The following is an 11,632-nucleotide window of genomic DNA, read 5'->3' as shown; positions in this document are numbered from 1 at the left end:
ACAATTCAGTAGCGAAGCATAGTTGAAAATTGCCTGGCTTTTGAGTGGTACGTTCACATCTTGTGCGTTGCCGGGACGAAAATCCACGCCGGGCTAGAATTCACCGGGCGAACATGCCACCCTAGACGACTGGTCTAATCCCACTGAAGGAACCTATGATGAAAATTCTAATGGTGCTCACATCACATGACCAACTGGGCGACAGCGGCAAAAAAACCGGCTTCTGGCTGGAAGAGTTTGCCGCACCCTATTATATCTTCAAGGATGCCGGCGTGCAGCTGGTGCTGGCCTCGCCGGCCGGCGGCCAGCCGCCGCTGGATCCGAAAAGTAACGAAGAGGATGCGCAAACCGCCGACACCCGCCGTTTTGTCAACGACGCGCCGGCGGTGACGGCGCTCTCCTCCACCCGGAAGCTGGCGCAGATCGTACCGCAGGAATTTGATGCGGTGTTCTATCCGGGGGGCCACGGGCCATTGTGGGATTTGGCCGAAGATCACCATTCGATCGCGCTGATCCAGGAAACGCTGGCGCATGGCAAACCGGTTGCCGCCGTGTGTCACGCGCCGGGCGTGCTGCGCCACGTCAAAGATTCCCGCGGTCAGCCGTGGGTGAAAGGCAAGTCCGTCACCGGCTTCAGCAACAGCGAAGAGGACGCGGTCGGCCTGACCGACATCGTCCCGTTCCTGGTTGAAGACGTGCTGAAACAGAACGGCGGCCGCTATAGCAAAGGCGAGGACTGGGCATCGTACGTGATCACCGACGACCTGTTGGTGACCGGCCAGAACCCCGCCTCATCGGCGGCCACCGCCAAAGCGCTGCTGGCGCTGTTGAATCAGAAGTAAGACATGAAAAGAGGCCCTATGTACCCAAATACACAATTATTTATCGATGGTGAATGGCGCGACGCCGTCTCCGGTAAAACCCTGAGCGTCACCAACCCGGCCACCGACGCCGTTATCGGCCAGGTGGCGCACGCCGGCGAAGCCGATCTGGAGCTGGCGCTGGCCGCCACCGAACGCGGTTTCAAACTGTGGCGCGAAACCTCCGCCCACCGCCGCGCCGCCATTATGCGTCAGGCGGCGGTGCTGCTGCGCGAGCGCGCCGGAGACATCGCCAAAGTGATGACCGCAGAACAAGGCAAGCCGGTGGCGCAGGCGAAAGTCGAGATCCTCGGCGCCGCCGACGTGGTCGACTGGTTCGCCGGCGAAGCCAGCCGCACTTACGGCCAGATTATTCCATCGCGCCAGCAGGACGTGCAGCAGCAGACGCTGAAGCTGCCGGTCGGCCCGGTGGCCGCCTTCACGCCGTGGAACTTCCCGATTAACCAGATCGTGCGCAAACTGTCCGCCGCGCTGGCGGCCGGCTGCTCCATCATCGTGAAAGGCCCGGAAGAGACTCCGGCCTCACCGGCCGCGCTGATTCAGGCCTTCATCGACGCCGGCATTCCGGCCGGCGTGATCGGTCTGGTGTACGGCACGCCGGCGGAGATCTCTGAATACCTGATCCCGCACCCGACCATCCGCAAAATTTCCTTCACCGGCTCTACCCGGGTGGGCAAACATCTGGCGGCGCTGGCCGGCCAGCATATGAAAAAAGCCACCATGGAGCTGGGCGGTCACGCGCCGGTGCTGATTTTTGACGATGCCGATCTGGACGCCGCGGCGAAAGAGCTGGCGGCGGCCAAGTTCCGCAACGCCGGACAGGTGTGCATCGCCCCGACCCGCTTCCTGATCCAACAGGGCGTTTACGACGCCTTTGTCGAGAAGTTTACCGCCGAGGTGAATAAACTGGTGGTGGGCAACGGCCTGGAGGACGGCGTCACCATGGGGCCGATGGTGCTGGACCGCAGCGTCGACGCGATTGAAGCCTTTGTTGAAGACGCCATCGCCTCCGGCGCCAAACTCACCACCGGCGGGCAGCGTCTGGCCGGCAACGGCAACTTCTTTGCGCCGACCGTGCTGCGCGACGTGCCGCTGAGCGCGCGCGCCATGTCGGAAGAGCCGTTTGGCCCGGTGGCGCTGCTGCGTCCGTTCAAGGATTATGACGAAGCGATCGCCGAAGCCAACCGCCTGCCTTACGGCCTGGCGGCCTATGCCTACAGCCGCAATATCGCCACCGTCAACGCGCTGGGCCGCGACGTGGAAAGCGGTATGCTGACCATCAACCATATCGGCTTCGGCCTGCCGGAAACGCCGTTCGGCGGCGTGAAAGACTCCGGCCACGGCACCGAAGGCGGCAGCGAAGCGATCGAAGCCTATCTGGAAACCCGCTTCGTCACCGTCGCCGGCCGTTAATCCGCCGACGCTGGCAGTCCAACAGCCGGTTAGCGATCGCTAACCGGCTTTTTTTATTCCCGTTACCCCTGCCGCTGCATAAAACGCCGACGCCACGGCAGCAGCAACCACAGCGCCAGACCGGCGGTGATAAAGTCCAGCGCAATCGCACAGCCAAACACCAGATGCCAACCGCCGGTGTATTGATACATCAGCGCCGCCAGCGGCCCGCCGAGGACCGAACCCATGCCCTGCGACATGTACAGCCAGCCGTAATTGGCGGTGGCATGCCGGCTGCCGAAGGTATCCGTCAGCGTTGACGGAAACAGCGAGAAGATCTCGCCCCAGCCGAAAAACACCACGCCGGACAGCAGCACAAACAGCAAGGCGTTATCCCGCGACAGCAGCCACAGCGTCATCGCGCACCCTTCCAGAGCAAACGCGATAAACATGGTTTTTTCCCGGCCGTAGCGGTCGGAAATAAAGCCGAACAACGGCCGCGTCAGGCCGTTGGTAAAGCGGTCCAGCGTTAACGCCAGCGGCAGCGCCGCCATGCCGAGCACCACCACGTCGGCAATGCCGAAGTCACGGGCAAATATCGCCATTTGCGAGGTCACCATCAGCCCGGAGGTCGACATCATCGCCATCATGGCGAACATCAGCCAAAACAGCGGCTCGCGCAGCATTTCGCCGGAACGGTACTGGCGCGACGACTGCGCCACAAAGCGGCTGGCCGGCGCGGTGGCCTCCTCCGGCGGCGCTTTCAGGCCCTGGCTGGCCAGCAGCCCGACCAGTGAGAAAATAGCGCCGAACAGCCACAGCGTATGCTCAAGGCCGTAAACCGCCAGGCTGTTCGCCACCGGAAAAGTGGTCAGGATAGCGCCCATGCCGTAACCGGCGGCCACCGCCCCGGCGGCAAAGCCGCGCTGCTGCGGGAACCAGCGCACCATCAGCCCGACCACGCCGACGTAAACAATGCCGGTGCCCAGCCCGCCCAGGCAGCCGTAGGCCAGGTACAGCCCGGTCAGGTTGGTGACCTGGGAGGCCAATACCCAGCTCAGTCCCGACAGCAGCGTGCCGATGGCGATCAGGCGGCGCGGGCCGAAGCGGTCAATCAGTTTGCCCTGAAACGGCGAGAAAAAGGTCTGCAGGATAATCAGCAGGGAAAACGTCACCTGCAGCTCCGCCAGGCCGACGCCCATTTTCTCCGCCAGCGGACGGGTTAATAATGTCCAGACATATTGCGGACTGGATATTGATGCCATACAGACCAGCCCAAGAAATAACTGAATCCATTTGGTGCGTGCGCTGACAACGACGGGAAGGTTAAGCGTGGTCATATTTCCTCCGGCAAAAGGCCATACGCCCTATTTGGCGCAGGCAACGATGCGTTATATTGAATAAGCGAGCTTCCGGAGGTATGCATCAGGCATGCCACTATCAATAAGTCATTATTAAACAGTGTATAACGGCAGGCGCGTGCTGTTTTATTACGGCATCAATTCACTGCAGGCGTGCAGCGGGAGTTATTTTAGTGCAGCCAGGTCGCGCTTATTTTCCATTAATGAAAAATATCACTATGTCTATTAATTAAATTTATTACATCTTCACATGATCAATAAACGCCCTGAGCTTCGGCGCCAAATATTTTCTGCTGGGGAAATAAAGATAGAAGCCGGGGAAAGTCGGTAGCCATGCATCCAGCAGCGTCAGCGAGGTATGGCTGAAAGGTCTCCTCCATGCCAAAGCTGATGCCGCCGCCTGCGCAGGCGGTGCGTACCATTCTTCCATTTGCGTCATATCACGAAACCCGACCTTCGTCCGGCGTCCTGTCGTTTCTGCTGCTATTTTCTTTAAGCCGAATGCGGCGCCGCTATGCAGGCTGCTGTCCGGCAAGGAAAAACCTAATAAGAATCTACCCTACAAGGAATCATTATGCAGACCCGTCTGTTCAAAATCCTGACGCTCAGTGCCGCCATCATGGCGGCAAGCACCCCGCTGCTGGCGGCGGAACTCAACGCCGGTGCCGTCGCTGCGCCGGATGAATACGGCGCCAAGGTGGCGGCGCAGATCCTGAAGGCCGGTGGCAATGCGGTCGACGCCGCGGTGGCCACCGCGTTTACCCTGGCGGTGACCTATCCGGAGGCCGGCAATATCGGCGGCGGCGGATTTATGACGCTGTATGTCGACGGCAAACCCTACTTCCTCGACTATCGTGAAACTGCGCCACGGGCCGCCAGCAAAGGCATGTACCTGAATGAAAAAGGTGAAGTGATTGAAAACCTCAGCCTGATCGGCAGCAAGGCCGCCGGCGTGCCGGGCACGGTGCTCGGGCTGTGGGAGGCGCATAAGAAATTCGGCAAGCTGCCGTGGGCCGAGCTGCTGACGCCGGCCATCGGCTATGCGCAACAGGGCTTTAAGGTCGCCGGTCAGCAGTATCAATACCGTGAAGACGCCAATAAGCTGTTTGCTGGCAAAACCAACTTTGGCGACTACTTCGGCAAGATGCAACCGGGCGTGGTGTTTAAACAGCCCGAGCTGGCGAAGACGCTGACCCGCATCGCCGATAAAGGCGCGACGGACTTCTACCAGGGTGAGACCGCCACCCTGCTGCTCAAGCAGATGCAACAGGACGGCGGGCTGATCAGCGCGCAAGATCTGCAGGACTATCGGGTTAAATGGCGCGAGCCGATGCAGATCGGCTGGCGCGGCAATATCCTGTATACCGCCCCGCTGCCCAGCTCCGGCGGTATCGCGCTGGCGCAGCTGCTGGGCATCAAGGAAGATCGCGCGGCGGATTTTCGCGGCGTAACGCTGAACTCGGCACGCTATATCCACCTGCTGGCGGAAATTGAGAAACGGGTATTTGCCGACCGCGCCGACTATCTGGGCGATCCGGACTTCAGCCAGGTGCCGGTAGAGAAGCTGACCGCCGCCGACTACCTGCAGCAGCGCGCGGCGGAGGTCAATCCGCAGGCGATCTCCGCTACCGAGAAAGTACGGCCGGGTCTGGAGAGCCACCAGACCACCCACTTCTCCATCGTGGATGCCGACGGTAACGCGGTCAGTAACACCTATACCCTGAACTGGGACTTCGGCAGCGGCGTGGTGGTCAAGGGCGCCGGCTTCCTGCTGAATGACGAAATGGACGACTTCAGCGCCAAGCCCGGCGTCGCCAATGCGTTTGGCGTGGTCGGCAGCGACGCCAACGCCATCGAGCCGGGCAAACGCATGCTCTCCTCGATGAGCCCGACGATTGTCACCCGCGACGGCAACGTGACGCTGGTGATCGGCACGCCGGGCGGCTCGCGGATTTTCACCTCAATCTTCCAGGTGCTGAACAATATTTATGACTACCACCTGCCGCTGCAGCAGGCGGTAGCGGCGCAGCGGGTACACCACCAGCTGCTGCCGAAAGACACCATTTACTTCGACGGCTTTGCGCCATTAACCGGCGAAGTGGCCGCGCAGCTGAAGAAGATGGGCTATACGCTGGAAGATCAGGGCTGGAATATGGGGGATATTCAGGTGATTCGGGTCAATAACGCGACGCCGGAAACCGCCTCGGATCCGCGCGGACGCGGCACCGGCCTGGTGGTCGCCAGGTAAAAACACAGCCCGGCTGCGGCCGGGCCATAAAATTTCGCGGGTGACCCGGCATCCCGCAATGGGTAACCGGATCGCCTGCAGGTTATCAGTGCACCTTTGCCATCGCCTCGGACGATATGGCAGAAAAAGCGAGCACACGGCAGGTCACTGCCGACGCATCGATTTCACCTTATTGGGAAACAGATTTCTTACTACTTGCTTGTGTTGTTCATTGCACTCATGTCAACCCGTACTGGCTTTAAGCGTCTCGTCTTCGTGCCATCCCCCAACTGACCGTAACTATTAGAACCCCAGGCCCACAGTTCGCCACGATCATCCACCACAAAAAAGTAAAATGAGCCTGCAGAAACAGCCACGACCTTGCGACCGTTCAGCGGCGTAAGATCAACCTGTACGGGACGGTGCTGATTTATGGTGGTACCGTCACCCAGCAAACCACTTTCATTGGGACCCCAGGCCCACAAGCGCCCCAGCTCATCAAGCGCCACGGTGTTCCAACCACCTGCCGAAATAGCCACAACCTTATGGCCATCCAATGATGTAAGATCTACCTGCACCGGACGGTGCCGATCCGTGGTCGAACCGTCACCTAACCTACCGCTATCATTAAGACCCCATGCCCACAGACCTCCCTGTTCATCAAGCGCCACAGTATGGTGTTCGCCTGCCGAAACAGCCATGACCTTACGGCCATTCAGCGGCAGCAGATCAACCAAAACAGGGCGGGTTTGATATGTGGTCGTACCATCACCTAACTCACCGTATTTATTTTTCCCCCAAACCCACAGACGGCCCAGATCGTCCAGTATTATGGAGTGGAAGTCACCTGCCCAAACGCCTGTTACCGTACTGCCAGCAAGGGGCTCAAGATCCACCTGGATCGGGAGGGGGTAGGCTACGTTTGTTCTTGTGCCGTCACCCAACTGACCGTCACCATTATGGCCCCAGGCCCATAAACGGCTCTGATCGTCAAGCACCAGGTTATGATAACGACCTGCCGCAACAGCCGTTACCTTGCTACTGCCAAGCGACGCAAGATCAACCAGAACAGGCCGGTTTCGATCGATACCAGTACCATCACCTAAAGCGCCGGCGAAGTTATAGCCCCAGGCCCACAAACGCCCCTGGTCGTCGATTGCCTGCGAACGGGATGCTCCACTACCTGTCGAAATAGATACCACGGTACTCCCACCCAGCGGCGTAAGATCGGTCAGAACAGGTCGGGTCCTGTCTCTATTCGTACCGTCACCCAGCATCCCATCCCGATTAAAACCCCAGGACCATATTCGGTCTTTGTTATCCAGAATAAGCGAATGGAGCGATCCGGCAGCCATCCTGTTTTTATCTCCTGTTACCGTAAAGCAAGAAAGATATTGTTCACCCAATAGTTGCGACGCGAACCCCGACAAGGGATCTGTCGCCCACAGCTGTACGGCGCCCGTGGACGGCCAATCGGTGCCTGATTTTGACCAGAGAGAATCGGGGGTATCACACTGCACATCAACTGAAACATCCAGGCTGCCCGTTGCGGAAAAGCTCTTTTGCAGAGCACCAGCACTACCTTCGCTGAAAAAGGCCGAAGCACCCCGTGGGGGCCGGATTGTCAGCAGGAACTGGCCCCCGCCGCTGTAGTGCATAACGTTGTAGGCCTGCCTGAATCCTGTGCCGAGATAGCCTGGTAAACCTGTCTCTTTGCTGCCAACAGACGATAGCGTATACACCGGTACATCCACACCAGGGGTCACCAGTTGATCCGCCATCGCATTCAGGTCTTCAGTATTGGCGTAGTAGTCTTTGACCAGCTCGGTTGAGCCGGTCAAACCCACGTCGTTAATGCATGCCTGTTTGTAAAAACCGGTCAATCCGCCACAAGCGACTTCGCCGACGGCACGTTGTTCCGGTGTAAGTTCCACAGGTTGTGTTGCAAAGCTCGGTTCAGTGTTGCAGCCACTGGCAAACAGACACTCACGCGGTTTGACCAGCCAATCGCCACCAAACAGGGCGTACAGCGCGGTTGAACTCAGAGGCGTTGCCTGCCCCAGGATCTGGCCATTGCGACGGATAAAGTCATTGTTGGGATCGCCGTCGTTATTGCCCAGCAGGCCGCGTTCGCGCCCGGCATACTTCTGCGGGCGGGTAAATTGCAACTCCATAAACGGTTCAGGTGCGGTAAACTGTCCATCCAGCACCGAAACATTGACCGCATACCCGTCAAACGATCCATTATCCGGCCAGATGACGGTCAGACTGCGTGGCTTGTATGTAAAATACTGCTGAACGAACGCGTCTACATAGAGCAGGCCGCCACCAGGCAGTTGTACCAGCCGCTCAGAGGTTTGCGGCCAGGTACCGCCCGTGCCGTTTTTAGCGGGTGCATAGAGATATTCACCATTGACCATAACCTCGAGCCCGATACTGAATGTACCATGGCCCAGAATGGCAGGACGGAGTTCCACCACATCATCACCAACCTGCATGGCCGTTGAATAAAGCCAGGCCGCGCCGAAGCCGGGCAGGAAGTTTGCCTGGACTTCAAAACCATGCACCGGCTGTTCTCTGGCATCATGCACACGCGACAGAATGTAGTTTCCCGTAGCCAAATAGGTATAGGCCATGCCGTCTGCGGTTACCATGTAAGGGTCGCCCCAGACGCGGTCGCAGTCCTTTGAGCCCGGTTTGCAGTGGCAGATCAGCATGTTGGACTGCTCATCCACGACCTTGCCACCTGTCGAGAGCTGGGTCTTCCCTCTCGTCACACCGCGCTGCGAGCATGTGGCATTGACCCGGAACGCCTGAGGACTGGCAGGGGAAACCACGAACGCGTTTTGCTCTGGCTGCAACGGCGAACCGGTAACACTAACATCAACGGCTTCTGCGCCATTAGCGCCAATAATGCCGCTTGTGCTTGCCTCCTCGTCCATATAAGCCCAGGCTATCATTGGAGAAACCCAGGCTATTTTGCAAAAGTTAGCGTTTGTATCCACCGGGCCACAGAAATGGCGGCCCATGCAAGCAATCAGCGGTGTGCTAATCACGCCACCACGAGACTCGCATTCATCCAGATCATAGGTTACATCTTCGGTAGAATCATTATAGACCGAGCTGCCTTCCAGACTGGCATAACCCTTTATACGGTTAGTAAAAATATTCGCTAACCCGCCATTGACAGAAAGTTCTTTAAAAGAAACTGAACCTTGCCCCGCTCCACTATCATCCACTTTTTTTATGCTGTAGTTTGCTTCACTAATGATGTTAAAGGCGTTGAAATTGGTTTTTGTTTCCCATGTGGTGGGTAACCCCAAATAGCTCAAAATTTGAGAAAACCCTGCTGACATGCTCAAATTGCCATGGGGTTTGAAGCTGGTAGAGCTTTTTGATGGACTTTTGCCCTGCTTAATTGCTGCCGCATTACGATCCTGCATGGAATGGCCCATATTAAGGCCCACGTCGGCCTGTAATGTTCCAAGTTGAAATAAGTTACCGAAGTCTTCACTTTCAAAAGGGTCAAGCGATAGATTCACCTTGAGACCCAAATTACTTCCGAAAAGAATATTCAAGGCCAAAGGTTCACTCTTTAGGCCATTGGCAGATTCCAGCAGGCTTCTGATCTCAAATTTGGGTACCGAGCTTCCATTAACATCGACATTTCCCGCAGCCGTAAAAAAGGCTTCAACCCCTGTATGGGTTTCCTCTTCCAGATCGGACTTAAGCTCGATATACATGGCAGCCTCAAGATTGGCGCCAACCAGCGACTTAAGTCGCTGCAGAGGAAGTTTTTTTAAAAGAAAGTCAGAAACATCTACTTCAAGCGAGCAATCGGCTTTGATACCTGCCAGACCCAGCATGTATTCAAGAATGACATTAACATTGGGCTCAGCAATTGCCAGTCTGGGTGTAAGGGCAATACTTCCTATATGTTCACACCCCCCCTCAATGATTCCACCACCAATAGGGCTCCTTCTCGTCTCCTTTTTAGCCGACGCAGGTTGAATGGCTCTGGTTTTTATTCCACTACGTTCTTCTGGTCCAAAATACTCAAGTTCAGGCTCGCCCTGTTCCCCCGGTATTTGCTGCGCTGAACCCAGACGATAGGTGACAAATTCAGGCATAACGCCTTCTTTGACCAAGGGATCGTCTTCGAGCAGGTTGTACACGGAGGCCAGATCAAAGTTAAGGATGGCGAGCTGCTGTCCGTTACTACCCTGGATAACGCGCAGTACCCGACCACTGTAGGGATAGACCCCTCCTTCAGGGCGTGGAATACGTGCATCAAGGAGCTGATTGATAGCCAGGTTGGCCCCCGTAACGACCAGAGGTTTGATTATTCCTTCATCAGGAAAATCGATGGTAGCCTGTTGCAGATGCGCTATTATCTCGCCCTGACTGAAGGCACTGCCGGCACGAGGCTGAATGCCTTTGCTGTACCGGGTTGGATAGTAGATGCTATTAAGACTGATGGTTTGTACACCCACTCTCTTGGGCCAGATTTCTACAACGACGGATACACTCCAGCGTTCAGCGATCGCGGTCTGGCCTTTGTCTTTAAATCGGGGGCGGATACCAATGAGAAGACGCCCTTGGTTCAAGTCTGACGGCACCTGAATGTGCAGACGACCAGGCGTGTTGTCGTCCCAGCGGATGTAGTCTTTGTGGGTGTGGGACGGAACATAATTAACGGTAGTCTCGTTCTTCTGAATACGAACTTCAAATTTGAGCCTGGCCCGATCGGTTTTACTCAGAGCGCCAAGATCGTTTCCTTGCAAATCAATTTTATTGAGATCAACAACATAACTGGAACCTGGTTCGCCAATAATGAAGTCCGTGCTGCTGCCGGTCTTGTGCCAGGTCGGATCGGGATCGACGGCACCCAACACGAGTCTGTGGTTTTGGTGCAGGCGGTTGTTGTGTGCAATGACCTCAGGGTCCTTTTGAGCCTTGAACGCTTCCTCCAGCTGTTTTGGCGTGCTGAGGGGGATGCGCTCATCGCCATCGGCCAGTGCCTGGGCGCGGTTTATGAAGTCGTCCGGGGTTTGTGGGTTGTCTATGAAGCTGTCGTTTCCACCATTACCCCCCTCTGATATATATGCTATATGCATAACACAGCTTGCCTCGTATTCCAGGCGAACCCCTGGCGTGCAAGTGGTTCCGGGCGTGGAGGTAAGGCTGTATTGATTGGCGCTGTCATTGTCAATACGGATATCTTGTACAATGATGGCATGGCCTGTGGTGTTCTGTACCAGAACACTGTCGTTCTGGCCCTCTTGTACCTGCAGTATGGCAGGGCTACTCACCAGCGCCAGCGTCCGCTGCGTGAGCTGTGTGCGTGCCATGTCAATATCGGCAAGTCTGGTGGGCAGCACCAGCAATGCAATGACGATCGCGAGCCCGGACACAACCGCGAACAGGCTGATGCCGCGCAGCTTGCCTATACGTACGGCAAGCAGTGTGACCAAGATAATGCCCAATGCAGTCAGCAGGAATATATACCCTGCTGGAACAGTATGAGTATCCGCACTAAAGGTGACAATAATCTGCGGCGGTAAAGCCTGAGCCCAAACCAGCCCGGGCATGATGGCTGCCAGCAGAAACGCAAAAAAATAAAAAAGAGTTTTTACTAAGGTTATTTTCATGGTTGGAATCCGGAAAGCTCGACAGAAAAGAAAACAAAATAACGCAACACTTGTCTGACTAATCGACGGGTGCACAAAAACAAATAAAGCAAGCAAGACAACGAGATCAAGGCAGGAAGG

The 11,632-nt window shown here is 56.7% G+C and carries 5 protein-coding genes and 1 pseudogene; 3 read left to right on the top strand and 3 right to left on the bottom strand.

From position 1 onward, the window contains the following. Positions 1–158 precede the first annotated feature (158 nt). Positions 159–842, top strand: a complete 684-nt coding sequence (locus D781_RS10765) for a type 1 glutamine amidotransferase domain-containing protein (RefSeq protein WP_015672352.1) — start codon at positions 159–161, stop codon at positions 840–842. Between the two features lie 18 nt (positions 843–860). Further along, the gene (locus D781_RS10760) at positions 861–2,294 is read left to right on the top strand and encodes an NAD-dependent succinate-semialdehyde dehydrogenase (RefSeq protein ID WP_015672351.1); all 1,434 of its coding nucleotides are present in this window, start codon (positions 861–863) and stop codon (positions 2,292–2,294) included. A 62-nt stretch (positions 2,295–2,356) separates the two neighbouring features. Here the strand turns inward: D781_RS10760 and oxlT are convergent, their stop codons facing one another. Further along, positions 2,357–3,613 (bottom strand): oxalate/formate MFS antiporter, encoded by a 1,257-nt coding sequence (gene oxlT, locus D781_RS10755; RefSeq protein ID WP_015672350.1) that lies wholly within the window; start codon positions 3,611–3,613, stop codon positions 2,357–2,359. Positions 3,614–3,872: 259 nt separating this feature from the next. Then, positions 3,873–4,062: pseudogene (locus D781_RS22715) on the bottom strand (LysR family transcriptional regulator); the annotation flags it as partial. Between the two features lie 146 nt (positions 4,063–4,208). Here D781_RS22715 and ggt point away from each other — a divergent pair. Continuing rightward, the gene (gene ggt / locus D781_RS10750) at positions 4,209–5,882 is read left to right on the top strand and encodes a gamma-glutamyltransferase (protein WP_015672349.1); all 1,674 of its coding nucleotides are present in this window, start codon (positions 4,209–4,211) and stop codon (positions 5,880–5,882) included. Between the two features lie 191 nt (positions 5,883–6,073). On the opposite strand, the gene D781_RS22250 is transcribed toward ggt, so the two are convergent. After that, positions 6,074–11,512: a VWD domain-containing protein gene (locus D781_RS22250; RefSeq protein ID WP_015672348.1), complete on the bottom strand. Its 5,439-nt coding sequence runs from the start codon at positions 11,510–11,512 to the stop codon at positions 6,074–6,076. Positions 11,513–11,632: the final 120 nt, after the last annotated feature.

This window comes from Serratia sp. FGI94, assembly GCF_000330865.1.
In the GTDB taxonomy this organism is placed as follows: Bacteria; Pseudomonadota; Gammaproteobacteria; order Enterobacterales; family Enterobacteriaceae; genus Serratia_B; species Serratia_B rubidaea.
This window is presented reverse-complemented; position numbering and strand designations above follow the sequence as displayed.

Excerpts from the sequence above, each read along its gene's own strand:
- D781_RS10765 (WP_015672352.1), top strand. The coding sequence starts at position 159 with ATGAAAATTCTAATGGTGCTCACATCACATGACCAACTGGGCGACAGC.
- D781_RS10760 (WP_015672351.1), top strand. The coding sequence starts at position 861 with ATGTACCCAAATACACAATTATTTATCGATGGTGAATGGCGCGACGCC.
- oxlT (WP_015672350.1), bottom strand. The coding sequence starts at position 3,613 with ATGACCACGCTTAACCTTCCCGTCGTTGTCAGCGCACGCACCAAATGG.
- ggt (WP_015672349.1), top strand. The coding sequence starts at position 4,209 with ATGCAGACCCGTCTGTTCAAAATCCTGACGCTCAGTGCCGCCATCATG.
- D781_RS22250 (WP_015672348.1), bottom strand. The coding sequence starts at position 11,512 with ATGAAAATAACCTTAGTAAAAACTCTTTTTTATTTTTTTGCGTTTCTG.